This is a genomic window from Bradyrhizobium sp. USDA 4532 (genome assembly GCF_024171315.1).
Lineage (GTDB): Bacteria > Pseudomonadota > Alphaproteobacteria > Rhizobiales > Xanthobacteraceae > Bradyrhizobium > Bradyrhizobium australafricanum.
The window spans coordinates 256,171-275,324 of record NZ_JALJZN010000001.1 but is presented as its reverse complement, the minus strand read 5'-3'; the positions used below and the strand labels follow the sequence as shown (position 1 = coordinate 275,324).

Below are 19,154 nucleotides of genomic sequence, written 5' to 3'. Positions count from 1 at the left end.
TCATGCTCAAACAAAGAACTAAAGCGCGATGACGATTCAACCTAATCTCATCGCGCCTAGCAGGCCGTTGAAGAACTCAGCCGCGTTCGCAAACGAAGGCTGAATCGTCGCTATTGTGGATGTAGAAGTGGCCAACGAGCCTGCCCGCAGTGCCGATCATGGCCCATCCGCGACCACAGGACGGATCATTCTCGTCGTGCCCCTCCCATGAGAACTCGGCGCAGGCCGATCCGTCGCGGGTGCCGTAGCGAGCATCCAGGAAGCCCTTGAGAGCCCCAAACGCTATTTCGCCATCGGACTTGCCACGGAAGGTGAGATGCGCCTCTCCGACAAGATCGAGGAAGTCGCTGTCCCAGTTGTCCATTTCGACGATGCGCCAGCGGCCGGCAAAGGCCTTGGCAAAGCCGGGCACCTTGGCCATCAACCGGTCTCCGCGATCAACTTGGGCAGCCGCACCAGATTGTAGGCGGCCGCAGCGAAGGTAAAGGCCCATCCGACCCGATCACGGCCACGGAATCTGGTCTTCTCTTGCCCGGCGACCGTCTTGATCCAGCCGAATGCCTCCTCAATCCGCTTGCGGATGCGCTGGCTGACAGCATAACCGCCGTGCCGGGTCGTACGCCCGTCGATCGCAGAGCTACGGCCGCCGGTATTCTGCGCAACATGCGGCGTCACGTTCATCGAGCGCAGCTCGTTGACGAAGTCTTCTGCATCGTAGGCTTTGTCGGCACCAAGCGTGATCGCTGTCGGTCGATCGGCACGAGGCTCGATCATGTGCAGCGCGGCCACCCGTTCGGCATGCCCACCGGCCTGCGTCAGGCAGGCGTCGACCAGCAAGCCGTGGCGGTTCTCCATCAGCCCGTGCCCGATGAAGCACAGCTTCGTCTCCTTGCCTTTCCCCTTGCGGTAGAGCCTGGCCTCCGGATCGGTGGTCGAAGCATGCGTGTCGTTGGAGCGCTTCTGGCCATGGAAGTTCGCTTCAGCATTGCGCCCGCCGCCTTGGGCCGGCGGCTCGCCGGAGCTATCCTTCGGTTTGACGCTCTTCATCGAGGCCCAGGCCTCGATCAGCGTGCCGTCGACCGAGAAGTGATCGCTCGACAGAAGCTTCTTCACCCTGGGCTGCGCCAGCACCGCCGCAAGGAACTTCGCCGCGATGTCGCCTTCCAGAAGCCGGTCGCGGTTCTTCGAGAATACCGAATGGTCCCAGGCTGCATCGTCGACGCCGATTCCGACGAACCAGCGGAACAGCAAATCATATTCCAACCGCTCCATCAGAAGTCGCTCCGAGCGGATCGAATAAAACGCCTGCAACAGCATCGCCCGCAGCAGCTTCTCCGGCGGGATCGACGGCCGTCCAATCGGCGAATAAAGGGCGGCGAACTCGTGCTCCAGCGCCGCCAGCGCCTCGTTCACGATCGTCCGGATCCCTCGCAGCGGATGATCACGCCGCACCCTTGCTTCCAGGTCGACGTAGCTGAACAGCTCGCCCGTTCGATTGTCGCCGCCGCGCACGCACCATCTCCGAATCTCGTCGGAGCCAATGAATCATGATCCTCGGTCGGCGGCGACCGCCTTTTTTCAACAGCCTGCTAGTGCCGCTTCGTCGCGGGCACCGGCGCCGCCGGCTTCGCCACCGCGGCTTGCGCCGGCAGATATTTGGCGACGATCGCGGGATCGAGTTGGGCCACCGCGGTGTCAGGCAGCCGGGTCCAGACCTCATCCTTGCCGAACAGCGAAATGCCGAGAAAGCCGCGCATCGTCAGCGTCTGACCATCGGCGCTCAACGTCATCTTGGCCTTGTAGACCTTGCCGTTGCGCGGATCGAGCACGTTGCCACCTTCATAGGCGAGCCCGTTGCGCTTCATGTCGCGGATGAGGGGAATGCCGAGCCACGGCATGTCCTTGCGATCGTCGGTGCATTTCGAGCAAACCGGATTGGGCGGGTCGCCGGGCGATGAGAACATCTTTGCGATCATGCCTTCGAACAGGCCATTGCGCTCGATCACCAGGAACCAGCCCTCGGGCTTGCCGTCTTCGATCTTTTGCCACAGGCCGGCAGCCGACGGGTCGGCCGCCGAGGCCGCAAGCGGAGCAGCTAGCGCAAAGGCCGTGGCGATCGCGAGGATCAGCCGAAGTCTGGATAGCGTGTTCCGCATCATCATCACCTGATCAATCGACCAACTCGACTACAAGCAGACTACGGCCATTTCACGGAGCGTTCCAGTGCCCGCGCCGCGCAGGAGCCGCGCAGGAAGTGGCCCATGCCCCTGGCATTGGTCTCTGCCCGAGTGAAATCAGTTCACCCCGAGCTTCTTCTGCAGACTCGATGACGATGTTGTGTATTGGAACACCAGCCGCTTGTCCGGATACACGTAGCGGTGCGCCTTCTGCGCCATCAGCGCACCCTCGTGGAAGCCGGAGAGAATGAGCTTGAGCTTGCCCGGATAGGTGTTGATGTCGCCGATCGCGAAGATGCCTGACACGTTGGTCTCGAACGCCGCGGTGTCGACCGGCACCAGATTGTTCTCCAGCGCCACGCCCCAGTTCGCGACCGGGCCGAGCTTCATGGTGAGTCCGAAGAACGGCAGCATCGTATCGCAGGCGATCGTCGAGACCGCATTGTCGTTGCCCTTGAGCGCCGCGCCCGAGAGCTGGCCGTTGGCGCCTTCGAGCCCCGTGACCTGGCCGATCTTCAGATCCATCCTGCCGTCGGCAACGAGCGCACGCATCTGCTCGACGCTGTGCGGCGCCGCGCGAAAATCGTCGCGCCGGTGCAGCAGCGTGATGCGCTTGGCGATCGGATGCAGATTGAGCGTCCAGTCGAGCGCGGAGTCGCCGCCGCCGACGATCAGGATGTTCTTGTCTCGGAATTGCTCCATCTTGCGCACGGCATAAAACACCGACGTGCCTTCATAGGCCTCGATGCCCGGCACCGGCGGGCGCTTCGGCTGGAACGAGCCGCCGCCGGCCGAGATCACGACGACCTTGCACTCGAACTCCTTGCCGGCATCGGTCTTCACGCGGAACAAGGGATCGCCGATCTTCTCGATGCTCTCCACCATCTCGTTGAGATGGAAGGTCGGGCCGAACGGCTTGATCTGCTCCAGCAGCTGTTCGGTGAGGCCCTGACCGGTGACGAAGGGAATTCCGGGAATGTCGTAGATCGGCTTCTCGGGATAGAGCTCGGCACACTGCCCGCCGATCTTGTCGAGGATGTCGACCAGATGCACCTTCATGTCGAGCAGGCCCAGTTCGAACACGGCGAACAGTCCGCAGGGGCCCGCGCCAATAATCAGCACATCGGTCTTGATCGCTTCGCTCATGTCCGCTTCTTTTCAGTTGAAATCGACTGGACGGCTTTTTCGCCTGTCCAGCCAAGTGGGCCGGATCGCGACATGCATAATAGGGACAGCGGCTGGCGCGGCAACCCCTTGCCGAGCCTGCGCAAGTCGGCTGTATGGGCGGGAAACCGACGGAGATCCCCCTCGTGAATGCCCCTGTTCGTGCTGACGATGCGCCGCGCCTGGAAGACTTTCCCTACCGCCTGTCCGACAATGTGCGCTTTGCCGATCTCGACCCCAACGGGCACGTCAACAACGCCGTCTATGCGAGCTATTTTGAAACCGGCCGCGTCACGCTGGTGAAGGACCGCAGCATGGGGCTGATGCCGGCGGGGCTCGGCTGGATCATGGTGCGCCTCGACATCCATTTCCGCGCCGAGCTGCACTGGCCAGGTCAGATCGAGCTCGGGCTTGGGCTCGTCAAGTTTGGACGCACATCGACCACCTTCGACCAGGTGGTGTTTTCGGAAGGCAGATGCGTGGCGTCGGCGAAGGCGGTCACGGTGATGATCGATGAGGCCACGCGCAGGCCGACGCCGCTGCCGGCGGAGGTCAAGCAGAACTTCCGCCGCTGGGTCCGTCGCGGAGTGAATCCGGACGGCGAATAAGAGATCTTAGGCCTGTCGCTCCGGCGTCGACACGACCAATCCGTCGAGATCGTCGGTCACCTTGATCTGGCAGGACAGCCGCGAATTCGGACGCACGTCGAAGCCGAAATCCAGCATGTCCTCTTCCATCGGTGACGGCGCGCCGACCTTCTCGCGCCAGGCTTCATCGACATAGACATGGCAGGTCGCACAGGCGCAGGCGCCGCCGCATTCGGCTTCAATGCCGGGAATGGCGTTGCGGATCGCGCCTTCCATCACCGTCGCGCCGTTCTCGATGTCAACTGTGCGTTTCTCGCCGGAATGGTCGATAAAGTGGATTTTGGCCATGATTGCTCGTGCTGCCGGAATGCGCCGGACGATGGATGGAAAGGTCCCGGGCAGTCGTATAACGGGTCGGTCCGCACAGCGCTAGCGCGGAGACCGAAAACCTGCCCGCCTGTTGGGATGCCGCCCAAGCTGTCGCGGCGGACCGCCGAGACGCCGGACGCCTAGGAGCGGCCCAGGATCAGCTCGATCGCCGTGCGCGCCTCGGCAATCGCGGCGCCGAGCGCGGCAAGCGGCTGGGCCGCATCGGAACCGCCGCTCAGCGCGGTCTCCAGCTGGGCAGCAGCCTCGGCGACGCCGAAGGCGCCGATCGCCCGCGCCGATCCTTTCAGGGTGTGGGCATGGGTCGCCGCCTCGGGCGGCAAGGCGGCCAGTTCACCGAGGATCCGGGCCGACTGGGTCGAGAACATGGCCAGCACTTCCCGCTCGAGGCCCGGATCACCCAGCGTCATGCGCTGAAGATGATCGACGTCGATCGGCCCGGCGCCGGGCGCCAGCGGCGGCGATTGCGTCCATTCGACCCGTTCGAGGTGAAGCGGCATGGCCTGTCCCTGTCGTCTCCGCCGGCCCTCGCCGGCGGATCGTTGCCCCAGCCAATCACGAAACTGGTTAACGGATTGTTGTTGGGATGATCGGCAAAACCGCCCGATTCTGGACAATTTCCGGACACAATCGGCGCTCTACAGCCGGAATTTCGAGTGCCCATAAGGCCTTATGGCGCAAAGCTGTTAACGATGATTAAGAAAGTATTAATCGCAAGCATTTCATTCGCATCGCTCTCCCAATAGGATGTTTGCGGATGTAGCGGACAAGCCGCCCAGGGGGCCGGCTTGCGCTCCGCTTGTGGGCACCGGCTTCGAGCTTGCGTGGGGACGATCGCAGGCTCGCCGACGCGTAATATAGTGAGAGGGCTCAGACTGAATATGGCGAACACTCCCAAGAAGGTCAAAGATCCCACCGAAGTCGCGCTTTCTGCCATCCAGGAAGCCCTCAACATCAGCGAACAGGGCGCGGAGAATCGCAGCCCCCTCAACGAAGGCGCCGCGCCGCCGAACCTGCCGCCCGCTGCCGATTTTTCAGCCGCATCGTTCGAGTCCCGTCCGAGTAATACCGATCGTTCCGCGTTCGAGCCGATCGAAGAACCGCGCGCGCCGCGCCGCGCCGCCAATGATGATCGCGAAACCATCGGCCAGATGCTGCAGACGCTGCAGGGAGGACGCGCGCGCAACGCCTTCACGCTGTTCTTTGTCTGCTCTGGCGCCTGGCTGCTGGGCGGCGTCATCCTCACCATCGCGTTCTGGCCGGCCCTGCAGGCCTCGATGGCTCAGGGCACCGGCGTCCTGGTGCTCGCCGGCCTGGCCGCGCTGTTCGCCGTGCCGATCCTCCTGTTCTACTATCTCGCCAGCCTCGCCGCGCACGGTCAGCGCATGCAGATGATCGCGCAATCGATGGCGCAGGTCGCGATGCGATTCTCCGAGCCGGAAAACGCCGCCGCCGATTCCATGGTGACGGTCGGCCAGGCGATCCGCCGCGAGGTCGCGGCGATGGGCGACGGCGTCGAGCGCGCGATCGCGCGCGCCGGCGAACTCGAGACCCTCGTTGCCAACGAGGTCGCGGCGCTGGAACGCGCTTATTCCGACAACGAGGTGCGCATCCGCGCGCTGCTGCAGGACATCGCCCACCAGCGCGACAACCTGGTCGGCCAGGCCGAGCAGGTGCGCAGCGCGATCTCCGGCGTGCAGATCGACCTGCGCCACGACATCGCGCTGATCTCGGACGCGATCGCCTCGCGCGTCGACGAGGTCGCCAAGAGCATCACCGGCGCGCTGGAAGAGCGCGGCCAGCACATCACCACCGCGCTGAGCCATGCCGGCGACAACATGATCCTCGCGCTCGGCGAGCGCGGCGGCGACCTGCTCGACCGTCTCGAGGAGGCCAGCGCCGAGACCACGCGCGCGGTGATGGACGCCTCAGAACGGCTGACCACCAGCCTCAACTTCAAGACCGGCCATGTCCATGACGAGTTCGTCGATCTGGCCGATCGAGTTCACGAGTTGCTGAACGAGCGCATCGACCGCATCACCGGCGAGTTCGAGCAGCGCTCGTCCGTCATCGTCGACGGCATCTCCGACCGCACCGAAGAGGTCCACGACTCCCTGAAGAACTCCGCCGACTCGCTGCTGCTCGAGCTCGAGCTGCGCAGCAACGACCTCGTCAGCAAGATCGACGATGCCGGCAACCGCCTCGCCGGCCAGATCCTGACGTCCGGCGACAAGGCAAGCGAGGCGCTCGACGTCACCGTCAATTCGCTGGTCGCCAAGGTGGTGGGCCAGACCGAGACCGCGCACGACTCGCTGTCGCTGCAGATGAGCGCGTTCGACGACCTGGTGAAGAACCACGGCAGCGAGCTCGCCGAGAAATTCGCCCGCGACTCCGGCACGCTCGGCGCGCTGATCACCCGCCACATCTCGGAATTCGACCGCACGGTGAAGACCTTCGGCGGCGACATCGTCGAGCGCATGGGCCAGCGGACCCAGGACATCGCCGACAGCCTGAAGACCTATGTCGACACCTTCGACCACCGTGTCACCAGCAACAGCGGCGAGATCACCGCCTCGCTCGACCAGCGCCTGCTGCAGTTCGAGACCACGCTCGGCAGCCGCGTCACCAATCTCGACGCCTCGCTGACCGACAAGCTGTCGTCGTTCGACAGTTCGCTCGCCAGCAAGATCGGCTCGTTCGACGGCCGTCTGCAATCGCTCGATGACGCGATCGACGGCCGCATGAAGTCCCTCGAGGTCACCTTCGAGAGCCGCGCCAAGTCGGTCACCGAGACCATCGACGGCCATCTCGGCACGCTCGCGACCCAGCTGACCGACGGCGCCTCCCAGGCGATCCAGTCGATCGACTCGCGGCTTGGCCTGCTCACCACCACCCTGACCGAAGGCACCGTGCAGGCGATCGCCGCGGTCGACCATCGCATCAACGGCGTCACCGAGACCATCGACGGCCACAGCGTCCGCCTGGTCGACACCCTCAACGGCCACAGCACCCGCCTCGCCGACACCATCAATGGTCACAGCGCGAACCTGACCGACACCATTTCGGCGCGCTTCGCCGACATCCAGCAGGGCATCGAGAACCGCGTCGGCGTCATCGCCAGCGACATCGACACCCGCGTCGCGCAATTCGAGGACCTGCTGGGCTCGCGCGTCGAGGCCGTCGCCGGCCGCATCGAGAGCAGCGGCCGCCAGGCGAGCGAGGACCTGATGTCCCGCGCCGAGCTGTTGTCGTCGAGCATCAAGTCCCATGTCGAGGACGCCGAGCGTTCGCTGACCAACCTCGTGGTCAACACCAGCGAAACCATCCAGACCGGCGCGCGCACGGCGCAGCAGGCGCTGCTCACCGTGTCCGCGGACGTCGGCAACCAGCTCAAGCTGAGCTCGGCCGAGGTTGAGAGCGTGCTGACCGCCGTCGGCACCAGCGCCGCCAACTCGATCCTCACCAGTGCCCGCGACGCCCAGGTGTCGCTGGTCTCGGCCTCCGGCGACGTTGCCTCGCAGATCAAGGCACTGTCCGAGGATGTCGAACGCACGCTGCAGGCGGCCGGCAGCGCCACCGCAGCCTCCGTGCTGTCGGGCGCCCGTGACGCGCAGACCACGCTGGTCAGCGCCTCTGTCGAGGCCGCAAGCCAGGTCAAGTCGCTGGCCAGCGATGTCGAGCAGTCGCTGTCGATGGCCGGCTCTGCCGCCGCCGAGGCGATCATGACCGGTGCCCGCGAGGCCCAGACCACGCTGATCTCGACGTCGACCGACGTCACCGGCCAGGTCAAGTCGCTCGCCAGCGACGTCGAGCGTTCGCTGTCGATGGCCGGCTCCGCCACCGCGGAAGCCGTCGTCGCCTCCGCTCGCGAAGCCCAGAGCACGCTTGCCGGTGCATCCACCGAAGCCGCCAACCTGGTCCGCACGCTCGCGGCCGACGTGCAGCACTCGCTCTCGACCGCCGGCTCTGCCGCCGCCGAGGCAATCATGACCGGCGCCCGCGAGGCCCAGACCACGCTGATCTCGACGTCGACCGACGTCACCGGCCAGGTCAAGTCGCTCGCCAGCGACGTCGAGCGCTCGCTCTCGATGGCCGGCACCGCAACCGCGGAAGCCGTCGTCGCCTCCGCCCGCGAGGCCCAGAGCACGCTGGCAGGCGCGTCGACCGAAGCCACCAACCTGGCCCGCACGCTGTCGGCCGACATCGAGCGCTCGCTGTCGATGGCGGGCTCCGCCACCGCGGAAGCCGTCGTCGCCTCCGCTCGCGAGGCCCAGAGCACGCTGGCAGGCGCATCCACCGAGGCCGCCGATCTGGTCCGCTCGCTGGCGGCCGATATGGAGCGTTCGCTGTCGATGGCCGGCTCCGCCACCGCGGAATCGATCACGTCAGGCGCGCGTGAGGCCCAGAGCACCCTGGTCAACGCGTCGACCGAGGCCGCGACCAAGGTGTCGGCGCTTGCCGCCGACATCCAGCGTGCGCTGTCGATAGCCGGCTCCGGCACCGTCGAGATGCTGACGGCCGGCGCCCGCGAGGCGCAGAACACCCTCGTCACCGCGTCGACGGAAGCAGCCAACCATGTCAAGTCGCTGGCCGTCGATGTCGAGCGCACCCTGACCTCGGTCGGCACCAACACCGCGCAGGCGATCCTCGGCAGCGCCCGCGAGGCCCAGAGCTCGTTCGTGGCGACCTCCAGCGAGGCCGCAAGCCAGATCCGCGAGATCTCCGCCGAGATCGAGCGGTCACTGACCACGGCCAGCGCGGAGACTGCGCAGACCATCCTGGGCAGCGCCCGCGAGGCCCAGAGCTCGTTTGCGGCGACCTCCGCCGATGCCGCCGCCCAGATCCGCACGCTCTCGACCGATATCGAGCGCGCGCTGGGTGCGGTCACGGCCAAGACAACCGACAACATCCAGACCTCGGCGCAGAACGCGCAGGCCGCGCTGATCACCATGTCCAACGAGGTCTCGACCAAGGTCAAGACGACCTCCGCCGACATCGAACGTTCGGTGCTGTCGGCCTCCAGCGCCTTCGGCTCGGCGATGACCGGCAAGACCGACGAGATCGTCACCTATGTGCAGCAGCAGACCGAGCGTCTGTCGCAGATGGTCGACGGCCGCCGCGGCTCGCTGGTCGAGGCGCTGACCGCCAAGACCACGCAGCTGTCGAGCGACATGGATCGCGCCACCGCGGATGCGCTGAAGGCGATCGAAACCCGCGGCCTCGCCTTCTCGCAGTCGATGTCGGCCCACGGCAGCGATGTCGCGCGCAACATCACCTCGGCCGGCGATCAGGCGACCGGCGCGGTGGCGAAGTCGCTCAAGGAGCTCGAGCAGGCTTCGCGCGCGGCGATCGACCAGTCGCGCCAGGTCTCGATCTCGGCCGTCACGGAGATGCAGGAGACCAGCAAGATCCTGCGCACCGATACGGTCGCGCTGTTCGAGCGGCTGCGCGAAGGCAACATCCTCTTGCAGGAAGTGTTGACCGGCGCCCACGACAACCTCAACTCGCTGGAGCGCGCGCTGGTGACCCGCGTGGCCGACTTCGTGTCCGCCATGAACGACGTCACCTCGCGCAACGGCGTGGCAACCCAGACGCTGGAAGACCAACTGACGGTGTTCAACAGCAAGACCGGCAAGGCGCTGGAAGATCTCGGCGCGCTGTCGAGCCAGTTCGAGACCCATGGCAAGGCGCTGATCGATGCGGCTGCCGTGGTCGAGCAGGCCAACCGCTCGACGACGGCCTCCGTCAGCGAGCGCAAGTCGGCGCTGGAAGCGCTGGTCACGACCATCGACCTTCGCACCACCGATCTCGACCAGCGGCTGTCGCGCTTCACCGGGCTGCTCGATGAATCGCTCGGAGCGGCCGAGGAACGCGCCCGCGACATCGCCCGCGTGGTGGCGGAGACCGCAGGCGCCGGTTCGGCTGCGATCAGCAGGCAGTTCGAGGCGGTGCGCCTGGCGGCCGAGAACGAGCGTCAGCAGACCGTCGACGCCATGAACGACCTCTACCAGCAGAGCAACGCCGAGACCGATGCGATGTTCAAGGAATCGACGGAGAAGTTCTCCGCGATGGTCACGGCGATGAAGCAGATGGCGAGCGAGATGCACAACGAGCTCGAGGCCACCCGCAACGAGCTTCGCCGCGGCGTGCTCGAGATGCCGCAGGAGGCCGCCGAGAACACCGCGCAGATGCGCAAGGTGATCGTCGACCAGATCGAGGCGCTGGCCGAGCTGAACCGCATCGTCGCTCATCACGGCCGCGGACTCGACGTGGTCTCGACCAACCGCGCCAGCGTTCGCCACGAGGAGCCGGTGGTGGCTGCCGCCGGCGGCCGCGGCGATGTGCGCATGCGGGACAACGGCAACAGCGCCTCGACGCTGCCGCCGCCGGATCTCGGCATGGCGAGCTCGCGCCGCACCGAGGCCCCGTCGGTCAGCCCGGCAGGCTCCGACAACAACGGCGACGGCTGGCTGTCCGACCTGCTCAACCGCAGCGACGCACCGCCGCCTGCCCCGCAGAGCCGCGACGCCCAGCAGCGCCCGCGTCCGCAGCAGCAGCCGGTCAATCCGCTGGAGTCGCTGTCGCTCGACATCGGCCGGCTGATGGACCGCACGCTTGCGGCCGAGATGTGGGATCGCTACCAGCGCGGCGAGAACAAGGCGTTCTCCAAGCGCCTCTACACGCCGGCCGGCCAGAAGGCCTTCGATGAGGTGGCCCGCAAGTATCGCGCCGACCGCGGCTTCAAGCAGACGGTCGACCGCTACATCGCGGAGTTCGAGCGCCTGCTCGACGAAGTCGCCCGCGACGGCCGCGGCCAGCAGGAGCTGAGCAGCCACCTGACCTCGGAGACCGGGCTGGTCTACACCCTGCTCGCGCACGCCGCGGGACGGCTGGGGTAAGCCGGCAAAGTAAGCGTGTAGCGAATGGAAACGGAGGCCTCACGGCCTCCGTTTTGTTTTGGGTGGGATTGGAAAATTCGCGTCGACGAAGACTCGACAGGGTCATTCCGGGGCGATGCGAAGCATCGAGCCCGGAATCTCGAGATTCCGGGTTCGGTCCTACGGACCGCCCCGGAATGACTGTGCGACCAGAGGGCAGCGAACCTGTTCGCCATTCGCCCTTTATTGCCGCCGCCGCGGCCCGGGCGCGGTCGCCGGAGCCGGCGCGGGCTCGGGTGCGGCGTTGTTGCTGCCGCCGAAGATCACCCGGCTCGGGTTGCGGTCGAAATTGTTCACGGCGCGGCTGATGTCGGACAGCGTCCTGCGGCCGTCGTTGATCAGGAGATTGGATCGCTTGTCGAGATCCTCGGCGAGTTCGCGGATCGACTTCACCATCAGGTTCAGCTCGCTGCCATTGTTGCCGCCCGCGATCGCATTGAGGCCAAGCATCAGGCTGTCGGCCTTGCCCATCACGCCGTCGACCTTGAGCATGACGTTGTCGATCTTCTCGGAATTGCGCGCTAAGGCCTGGGTGAAGACCTCGAGATTCTTCAGTGAATTCTTCACCGACTGCTGATTGTCGGCGACGATGCGGTTGACGTTTTGCAGGGTGGCGCGGATCGCCTCGGTGACGTCCTGCAGCGCATTCGGGTCGGCGGTCAGAACCGGGATGCCATCCTCGTCCAGCGGCACCGGCGGGGCGGCCTCCTCGCCGCCCTTGAGCGAAATCGCGGCGACGCCGGTGAGGCCCTGGAACTCGAGACCGACCAGGGTGTCCTTGCGGAGCGGTGCGTTGTTCTCGATCATCGCCAGCGCAACCACGCGTCGCGGGTTGTCGAGCTTCACCGAGACCACTTCCCCTATCCGAATACCGTTAAAATTGACATTGCCGCCGTTGCGCAGGCCTGACGCCGGACCTTCGAAGATCACCCGCAAGGGGCTGCGCTGCTTGGTCGTGTGCAGGCTCTGGAACCACAGCACGAAACCGAACGCGGCGGCGATCACCGCCAGCGTGAAAGCCCCGATCAAGACGTAGTTCGCCCGCGTTTCCATCAATTGCTCGCGTTAATCACTCTCGGGCCCTCGCGCAGCCAGCTGTGCTCGAGCCCATCGAATTCCCTGTTGGCGCATGATCTCGTCCGAAAATCGGCTCCAGGTTTCGGGATCATGGGCTAGGCCACAACGGCACGGGCGCGCTTGCCGTTGAAATATTGCTGCAGCCATGGATGCTGCGACGCCTTCATGTCGGCGATCGATCCTGCAGCAATGATCTTACCGTTCCCTAAAACGGCGATACGGTCGCACGCGGTGTAAAGACTGTCGAGATCGTGGGTTACCATGAAAACGGTCAGCCCCAAAGTGCGTTGCAGGGTGCGCACCAGCTCGTCAAACTCGCCGGCGCCGATCGGATCGAGACCCGAGGTCGGCTCGTCGAGAAACACGAGCTCGGGATCGAGCGCGAGTGCGCGCGCCAGCGCGACGCGCTTGATCATGCCGCCCGACAATTCCGACGGATAACGATCGGCGACTTCCGGCTTCAGCCCGACCATCACGAGTTTCGCCACCATGATCTCGTCGAGCAGCCGCTGCGAGACGCGCAGGTACTCGCGCGCCGGAAACTGGATGTTCTGGCGCACCGTGAGCGAGGAGAACAGCGCGCCCTGCTGGAACAGGATACCCCAGCGCCGCTCGACGGCACGGCGCTGCGAGGTGCTCGCGGCGTCGAGATCGACACCGAACACTTCGATCCGGCCGGCGACCTTCGGCACGAGCCCGATGATGGTGCGCGTCAGCACCGACTTGCCGGCGCCCGAGGGCCCGACGAAGCCGAGGATCTCGCCGCGCCTGACGTCGAGGTTGAGGCCGTCGAGCACCCGCGTGTTGCCGAATTGAACCGTGATGTCGCGGACCCGGATGATGGCGTCGTTGTCCTCTTCCGCCATGATCACATCCCGATCGAGGCGAAGAAGATCGCGAACACGCCGTCCATCACGATCACGAAGAAGATTCCTTTCACCACCGATGCGGTGGTGTGCTGTCCGAGCGACTCCGCCGAACCCTGTACCGCCAGGCCTTCGACGCAGGCGACGATACCGATCACCGCCGCCATGACCGGCGCCTTGACCATGCCGACGATGAAATGGTCGATCGATATGGCATCACGAAGGCGGAGCAGGAAGGCCTCCGGATCGACGCCGCCATAGAGCCAGGCCACCAGGCCGCCGCCATAGAGCGCGGCCATCGCGCCGAGGAAGGCCAGGATCGGCAGCGCCAGCACCAGCGCCAGCATGCGCGGCAGGATCAAGACCTCGATCGGATCGAAGCCCATGGTGCGCAGCGCGTCGATCTCCTCGCGCATCTTCATCGAGCCGAGCTCGGCGGTATAGGCCGAGCCGGAGCGGCCCGCGACCATGATCGCGACCAGCAGCACGCCGATCTCGCGCAGCACCAAGACACCCAGCATGTCGACGACGAAGATGTCGGCGCCGAACCTGCGGAAATGGAAGATGCCCTGCTGCGAGATGATGCAGCCGATCAGGAAGGTGATCAGCACCACGATCGGCACCGCGCGCCAGCACACCTGCTCGAGGTGATGCACCGTCGAGGTCAGGCGGAAGCTGCGCGGATGGATCAGCACCTTCCCGGCGGCCGCCAGCACCGCGCCGAGCATGTCGACGAGACCGATGATGGTGCCGCCGATCCCGGCCACGGTGCGCCCGATCTGCTCGAGCATGCCCGATATCGACAACGGGTCGCTGACGACCCTGGGCGCGGGGCCGACGCGGCGGACCTCGTCGACCAGGCTGGAGTAATTGGCGGAGAGGCCCGCGATCTCGGCTTCGGCGGTGGCGTCGCTGAGGCTGCGGCGCAGCCGCTCGATCAGCCAGGCGCCGAAGGTGTCGAGGTTCGCGACCTGCGACACGTCGATGAAGATGTGCGGCCGGCTGCCGCGCAGCTTCTCCGCGTCGGAGACGATCCGCTCGAGCGCAGGTGCAAAGCGGGCCGTCCAGTCGCCCGCCGCGCACAACGCCAGTCCTTCGCCTTGGGCTATCCGCTCCAGTGTCGGGTCGCCGCTCACCTTTTGCCTACCCCTCAAGCCGGCTGGCTGCCGCTAACGCTGATCTCCGGCGCTGCCGGATCGGCTTGTCGAATCTGTCGCTAAACAGCCATAGTTGGTTGCGCGTCGCAAGCTACGGTTCAGGAAATAGTAGACTTTAAAATGACTTCCACCCCTCCCGGAGCGATTTCCCTGACCGGTCGGATCGAGCGTTGGCCGATCGCGGGGACCTTCACGATCAGCCGCGGCGCCAAGACCGAGGCCGTCGTCGTGGTCGCCGAGGTAAGCCAGGGCGGCCTCACCGGCCGCGGCGAATGCGTACCCTATCCACGCTATGGCGAAACGCCCGAGGCGACGCTGCAGGCGATCCAGGCCCTGCAGGCGCCGCTCGCCAATGGCATGGACCGGATCGCCTTGCAGGCCAGGATGGCTGCCGGCGCCGCCCGCAATGCGCTGGATTGCGCGCTGGCGGACCTTGAGGCCAAACGTGCCGGCAGGCGGATCTGGAACCTGCTCGGCCGGCCCGCGCCGGAGCCGCGCACCACCGCCTATACGATCTCGCTCGGGACGCCAGAGGCGATGGCGGAGGCCACCGCGAAGGCCGCGCATCGTCGGTTGCTCAAGATCAAGCTTGGCGGCGAAGGCGACGGCGCGCGGATCGCCGCCGTGCGCAAGGCCGCGCCTGGATCCGAGCTGATCGTCGACGCCAACGAAGCCTGGACCGAGGACAACCTCGCCGCCAATCTCGCGGCCTGCGCCGATGCCGGCGTCACCCTGATCGAGCAGCCGCTGCCGGCGGGCAAGGACGAGGCGCTGGCGCGGATCAGGCGGCCGGTTGCGGTCTGCGCCGACGAGAGCGTACACGACCGCGGCTCGCTTGCCGGCCTGCGCGGCCGCTATGACGCCGTCAACATCAAGCTCGACAAGACCGGCGGATTGACCGAAGCGCTGGCGATGGCGGACGCCGCCCGTGCGCTCGGCTTCGAGATCATGGTCGGCTGCATGGTCGCGACCTCGCTCGCGATGGCGCCGGCGATGCTGATCGCGCAAGCCGCGCGCTTCGTCGATCTCGACGGTCCGCTGCTGCTGGCGAAGGACCGCGACCACGGCCTGCGCTACGAGGGCAGCCTGGTCTATCCGCCCGACGCCGCGCTCTGGGGCTAATCGGTGAGACGCTTACGCGCCAGCCACATCACGAGCCCGCCCGTGGCCGCCATTGCGGCCATCATGTCGTAGACGCCGAGCCCGAAGCGCGCATAGACCATGCCGCTGACGATCGCCGTGGTGCTCGCGACAATGCCGCCGCAGGCGGTGAGATAGCCCTGCGCGCGCGCCATCACGTGAACCGGCACGTGATGCACCATCAGGCCCATGATGCCGACCTGGGTCAGGCCGAAGCTCAGTCCATGTCCGAGCTGCACAATTGCAAGCACCGCAAGCGGCGGGTCCTGCGCGGTGATCGCCCAGCGCGCCGCGGCACTGGCGGCCGCGATCATCACCAGCACAGCCGACGGCAGCATGAAGCGCGGCGAGGCCGCAAACAGCACGATCTCGGCGATCACGCCGAGCACCCAGAGACAAGCGATCGTCAGGCCGCTGAAGCCGGCCTGCTGCCAGGCAATCGATGCGAAGATATAATAGGCGCCGTGGCTGCCCTGGATCAGCGCCGAGGAGACGATGATGGCGAGGAAGGTGGGATTGCGCAGCAGTTTTGGCGCGCCGGCCGCAGGTGTGGCGGCTGCCACCGGGCGGCCCAGCGGCCGCAGCGTCAACCCGACCAGCGCGCCGAGCACCGTCACGGCCGTGATGATCCAGATCAGGTCGACCTCCGCGACATAGCGGAGCAGGAAGCCGCTCAGCAGCGCGCTGACCGCGAAGGCGGCCGAGCCCCAGAGCCGCAGCGGTCCGTAGCTGAGGCCGAATTGCCTGACGCCGCGCAGCGCATAGGCGTCTGTGAGCGGCACCATTGGCGTCCAGACGCAGCAGGTCAGCGCATAGATCGCCAGCAGCACGAACGGCTGGTGCTGGGTGCCGATCACGGAAAAACCGAACGCCGTGGCGAATCCGGTGGCGATGATCGCCCCGCGCAGCATCTGGCGCCGCTCCGCCGCCGCAGTGACCAGCGGCAGCACGGTGAAGCGCGTCACCGGCGGCACCGCGGTGATGATGCCGATCCAGGTGGCGTCGATGCCGACCGCCTTCAGCCACACCGTGAAAAACGGCAGGTGAACTCCGGTCATGCCGAACAGCGTGGCATAGAATGCCGCAAGGCTGCGCGCGAATCGCCGCGATGCAACCTTTGCTGCAATGGGGATTTGTGATTCGGAAGACATCAATTCAATTGCGATTCGCGCGATATCGTGGTGATCGTTAGCGTAACGCGCAGTGATTTGCGCGGAGAGATTGTGATGGCCGAAGAAGCATTCGCCCTGTCGCCGATATCCGCCCGCGCGGCCCTGCCGAGCGAGGAGGACTATGCCGCGATCAGCGCGGCCTTCATGGAGACCTCGCGGGGCCGCTGGTTCCTCGGCGAATACGCCAAGCGCAACCGCAATGCCGATACCCGCATGGTGCTCGATGCCGTGGCGCGGATCGAGGAAAGCCTCAGCGCGCAGCGGCAAGCCGCCGCCGCGGCGATCAGGGACGAGCAACTGGCGCAGGCGCTGGCCGCCCTGCGCGGTGCAATCGAAGCTACCCAGGCCTCAGCCATCGCCGCGCTCGAGGGCATCAGCTTCGAGCAGAGCCTCGCGCCGGTGCGCAAGGGCGTGCGGGTGATCAGGGAGATCTCCTGGCGGCTGCGCGAGATCGGCAATGACGGCCGGATCTGCGACATCATCGATTCGCAGGTCAGCGCGATCGAGGCCGGTGCTGCCGAGGTCTCGATCGACGATGCCAAGGCTGTGCTGGATGCCGGCTTCGCTGCGCTGGCCCGCCGCCTCAGCGAGTTCGATCCGGACAAGGCGGCGACGCCTGCGGCCGAGCCTGCTGTGGCCGAGGCGCCGGTTGCGGAGCCGCCGGCGGCGGCCTCCGCGCCGCCACCGGTGGCCGACGGTGCAGCCCTCGATATGGCCGCTACGCCGCCAGCGCCGCCTCAGGAGGCCGCTGCGGCGCGGATCGTCGAAGCCGCGATTCCCGCCGCTGCGCCCGGCACTGAGGCCGCTACGGCCGTCACGCCACAGCCGAGCGAAGCCTGGCTCAAGGCTGAAGCCGCGCTGGCCGAAGCCGAAGCCGCGGAACTCGCCCGCGTCACCGACGAAACGGCGGCCGACGCCCATGACGACGCGGTGCTCGACCTGATCGCGATGGAGATGGGCGCGCCCGATCCGATCGACGAAGAGGCGATCGCGGAGGAAATGCGCGCCGCCGAGGAGATGCGCGTCGCTGAGGCGATGGCCGCCGAGCCCGAAATGGTTGCGCCGGCCATTCAGCCCGAGCCTGCACCGGCGCCCGCGCCGAAGGTCGAGGTCAGGGCCGAAGTCAAGACCGAGCCGCCGCCGGTGGCTGTGGCGCCGATTGCCGAAACTCTGGTGATGCCGCCGCCTCTCCGGCCCGCCGTTGAGCCTGCCCCTGCTCCCGCAGCGGAGATCTCACTTGGCTCGACCATCATCGCCAGCGGCCTGCTGAAAAGGCCGACTGTTGCGGCCAACGACCCGCTCGCGCCAATCCGTCGCATGAGCCAGGCCGAGAAGATCGCGTTCTTCTCGTAGCCTCGACTGTTCATATCCTGTCATTGCCGGGCTTGACCCGCGCACGACGACTGGCGCGAAGCATTCATGTCCCATGGACCGCACGCGCAACGTGAGCCAGCTCATGTACCGCGGCAGCATCTGTGCCTAACCCGGTGTCAGGCAACCAGTTTCGCGAACAGGTCGGCGTCGACATTGCCGCCCGACAGCACGATGACGACGTTCTTGCCCTTGGCATCGATCCGCCCGGCGAGCAGCGCCGCGAGTCCGACCGCGCCGCCGGGCTCGACCACGAGCTTGAGCTCGCGGTAGGCAAAGGCGACGGCGGCGCCGACCTCGTCGTCGGAGGCGCTGACGCCATTCGCGAGCAGCTTGCTGTTGATGGCGAAGGTCAGCTCGCCCGGCATCATCGCCATCAGCGCATCGCAGATGGTGCGCGGCGCAACCGCATGCGCCTCGCGATGGCCGACCTTGAGCGAAAGGGCGTGATCGTCATAGCCCGCGGGCTCGGCGACGATCACCTGGGCCTGCGGATATTTCGCCTTCACCGCGGTCGCAACACCCGCGATCAATCCGCCACCCGAAGCCGGCGCGACCACGATGTCGGGCGTAAGTCCGAGCGCAGCCATGTCCTCGGCGATCTCGCGGCCGGCGGTGCCCTGGCCCGCGATCACGAAGGGATCGTCGTAGGGGCGCACCAAGGTCGCGCCGCGCTTGCCGGCAATGCCGTTGGCGATCGCCTCGCGGTCGTCGCGATCGCGGTCGTAGAGCACGACTTCGGCGCCATAGGATTTGGTGCGCTCGCGCTTGGTGATCGGCGAGTCCGCAGGCATCACGATGGTCGCCTGCATGTTGAGGATCTTGGCGGCCGCAGCGACGCCCTGGGCGTGGTTGCCCGAGGAGAACGCGACGACGCCGCCGCTCCGCTTGTCCTGCGGGATCGAGGCGAGCTTGTTGAAGGCGCCGCGAAACTTGAACGATCCGGTCCGCTGCAGCATTTCGGGCTTGAGGAAGACCTGGCTGCCGACGCGTTCGTTGAGAACGGGGAAGGTCAGGAGCGGCGTGCGCACCGCGAACGGCGCGACCACCCTCGCGGCGGCATCGATGTCCGCGGCAGCGACGGGTGGATTGAGAACGGTGTCCGTCATTCGCGATTT

At 66.3% G+C, this 19,154-nt stretch carries 15 protein-coding genes; 4 read left to right on the top strand and 11 right to left on the bottom strand.

Annotated features, from left to right (window positions below):
• Positions 1 to 76: 76 nt before the first annotated feature.
• From J2R76_RS01180 to J2R76_RS01165, 4 genes are all read right to left on the bottom strand, one after another.
• Entirely contained in the window at positions 77 to 421 is a 345-nt protein-coding gene (locus tag J2R76_RS01180) for a hypothetical protein (protein ID WP_253623668.1), read from the bottom strand.
• A complete protein-coding gene (locus J2R76_RS01175) occupies positions 421 to 1,512 on the bottom strand; it encodes an IS5 family transposase (RefSeq protein ID WP_069276043.1) in 1,092 nt (363 codons plus the stop codon). The genes J2R76_RS01180 and J2R76_RS01175 overlap by 1 nt, the downstream gene beginning before the upstream one ends.
• A 77-nt stretch (positions 1,513 to 1,589) precedes the next feature.
• Complete coding sequence (locus J2R76_RS01170; protein ID WP_057016746.1) at positions 1,590 to 2,156, bottom strand: DUF2147 domain-containing protein; 567 nt, start codon at positions 2,154 to 2,156, stop codon at positions 1,590 to 1,592.
• 138 nt (positions 2,157 to 2,294) lie between these two features.
• Positions 2,295 to 3,323 (bottom strand): NAD(P)/FAD-dependent oxidoreductase, encoded by a 1,029-nt coding sequence (locus J2R76_RS01165; RefSeq protein ID WP_168855018.1) that lies wholly within the window; start codon positions 3,321 to 3,323, stop codon positions 2,295 to 2,297.
• Between the two features lie 164 nt (positions 3,324 to 3,487).
• Between J2R76_RS01165 and J2R76_RS01160 the strand changes: the two genes are divergently transcribed.
• Positions 3,488 to 3,949: a thioesterase family protein gene (locus tag J2R76_RS01160; protein WP_076825837.1), complete on the top strand. Its 462-nt coding sequence runs from the start codon at positions 3,488 to 3,490 to the stop codon at positions 3,947 to 3,949.
• A gap of 6 nt (positions 3,950 to 3,955) precedes the next feature.
• On the opposite strand, the gene J2R76_RS01155 is transcribed toward J2R76_RS01160, so the two are convergent.
• Positions 3,956 to 4,276 (bottom strand): 2Fe-2S iron-sulfur cluster-binding protein, encoded by a 321-nt coding sequence (locus tag J2R76_RS01155; RefSeq protein WP_016841525.1) that lies wholly within the window; start codon positions 4,274 to 4,276, stop codon positions 3,956 to 3,958.
• A 161-nt stretch (positions 4,277 to 4,437) separates the two neighbouring features.
• Positions 4,438 to 4,815: an Hpt domain-containing protein gene (locus tag J2R76_RS01150; protein WP_076825720.1), complete on the bottom strand. Its 378-nt coding sequence runs from the start codon at positions 4,813 to 4,815 to the stop codon at positions 4,438 to 4,440.
• 381 nt (positions 4,816 to 5,196) lie between these two features.
• On the opposite strand from J2R76_RS01150, the gene J2R76_RS01145 reads away from it, so the two are divergent.
• A complete protein-coding gene (locus tag J2R76_RS01145) occupies positions 5,197 to 11,214 on the top strand; it encodes a negative regulator of septation ring formation (protein WP_253623667.1) in 6,018 nt (2,005 codons plus the stop codon).
• Positions 11,215 to 11,436: 222 nt separating this feature from the next.
• On the opposite strand, the gene J2R76_RS01140 is transcribed toward J2R76_RS01145, so the two are convergent.
• The 3 genes from J2R76_RS01140 to J2R76_RS01130 all read right to left on the bottom strand — a co-directional run bounded on the left by J2R76_RS01140 (position 11,437) and on the right by J2R76_RS01130 (position 14,332).
• On the bottom strand, positions 11,437 to 12,306 hold the full coding sequence (locus tag J2R76_RS01140; RefSeq protein WP_028341638.1) for an MlaD family protein: 870 nt from the start codon (positions 12,304 to 12,306) through the stop codon (positions 11,437 to 11,439).
• A gap of 119 nt (positions 12,307 to 12,425) precedes the next feature.
• Positions 12,426 to 13,196: an ABC transporter ATP-binding protein gene (locus tag J2R76_RS01135; RefSeq protein ID WP_028338275.1), complete on the bottom strand. Its 771-nt coding sequence runs from the start codon at positions 13,194 to 13,196 to the stop codon at positions 12,426 to 12,428.
• Between the two features lie 2 nt (positions 13,197 to 13,198).
• Positions 13,199 to 14,332, bottom strand: a complete 1,134-nt coding sequence (locus J2R76_RS01130; protein ID WP_253623666.1) for an ABC transporter permease — start codon at positions 14,330 to 14,332, stop codon at positions 13,199 to 13,201.
• A gap of 141 nt (positions 14,333 to 14,473) precedes the next feature.
• On the opposite strand from J2R76_RS01130, the gene dgcA reads away from it, so the two are divergent.
• Positions 14,474 to 15,475 (top strand): N-acetyl-D-Glu racemase DgcA, encoded by a 1,002-nt coding sequence (gene dgcA / locus J2R76_RS01125; protein WP_253623665.1) that lies wholly within the window; start codon positions 14,474 to 14,476, stop codon positions 15,473 to 15,475.
• On the opposite strand, the gene J2R76_RS01120 is transcribed toward dgcA, so the two are convergent.
• Entirely contained in the window at positions 15,472 to 16,644 is a 1,173-nt protein-coding gene (locus tag J2R76_RS01120) for an MFS transporter (RefSeq protein ID WP_253623664.1), read from the bottom strand. The genes dgcA and J2R76_RS01120 overlap by 4 nt on opposite strands.
• 75 nt (positions 16,645 to 16,719) lie before the next feature.
• Between J2R76_RS01120 and J2R76_RS01115 the strand changes: the two genes are divergently transcribed.
• Complete coding sequence (locus J2R76_RS01115) at positions 16,720 to 18,018, top strand: hypothetical protein (protein WP_253623663.1); 1,299 nt, start codon at positions 16,720 to 16,722, stop codon at positions 18,016 to 18,018.
• Positions 18,019 to 18,155: 137 nt separating this feature from the next.
• Here the strand turns inward: J2R76_RS01115 and J2R76_RS01110 are convergent, their stop codons facing one another.
• Positions 18,156 to 19,145 (bottom strand): threonine/serine dehydratase, encoded by a 990-nt coding sequence (locus tag J2R76_RS01110; protein ID WP_076825738.1) that lies wholly within the window; start codon positions 19,143 to 19,145, stop codon positions 18,156 to 18,158.
• Positions 19,146 to 19,154 lie beyond the last annotated feature (9 nt).

Excerpts from the sequence above, each read along its gene's own strand:
- J2R76_RS01115 (WP_253623663.1), top strand. The coding sequence starts at position 16,720 with ATGGCCGAAGAAGCATTCGCCCTGTCGCCGATATCCGCCCGCGCGGCC.
- J2R76_RS01140 (WP_028341638.1), bottom strand. The coding sequence starts at position 12,306 with ATGGAAACGCGGGCGAACTACGTCTTGATCGGGGCTTTCACGCTGGCG.
- J2R76_RS01165 (WP_168855018.1), bottom strand. The coding sequence starts at position 3,323 with ATGAGCGAAGCGATCAAGACCGATGTGCTGATTATTGGCGCGGGCCCC.
- dgcA (WP_253623665.1), top strand. The coding sequence starts at position 14,474 with ATGACTTCCACCCCTCCCGGAGCGATTTCCCTGACCGGTCGGATCGAG.
- J2R76_RS01180 (WP_253623668.1), bottom strand. The coding sequence starts at position 421 with ATGGCCAAGGTGCCCGGCTTTGCCAAGGCCTTTGCCGGCCGCTGGCGC.
- J2R76_RS01120 (WP_253623664.1), bottom strand. The coding sequence starts at position 16,644 with ATGTCTTCCGAATCACAAATCCCCATTGCAGCAAAGGTTGCATCGCGG.
- J2R76_RS01110 (WP_076825738.1), bottom strand. The coding sequence starts at position 19,145 with ATGACGGACACCGTTCTCAATCCACCCGTCGCTGCCGCGGACATCGAT.
- J2R76_RS01135 (WP_028338275.1), bottom strand. The coding sequence starts at position 13,196 with ATGGCGGAAGAGGACAACGACGCCATCATCCGGGTCCGCGACATCACG.
- J2R76_RS01150 (WP_076825720.1), bottom strand. The coding sequence starts at position 4,815 with ATGCCGCTTCACCTCGAACGGGTCGAATGGACGCAATCGCCGCCGCTG.
- J2R76_RS01145 (WP_253623667.1), top strand. The coding sequence starts at position 5,197 with ATGGCGAACACTCCCAAGAAGGTCAAAGATCCCACCGAAGTCGCGCTT.
- J2R76_RS01155 (WP_016841525.1), bottom strand. The coding sequence starts at position 4,276 with ATGGCCAAAATCCACTTTATCGACCATTCCGGCGAGAAACGCACAGTT.
- J2R76_RS01170 (WP_057016746.1), bottom strand. The coding sequence starts at position 2,156 with ATGCGGAACACGCTATCCAGACTTCGGCTGATCCTCGCGATCGCCACG.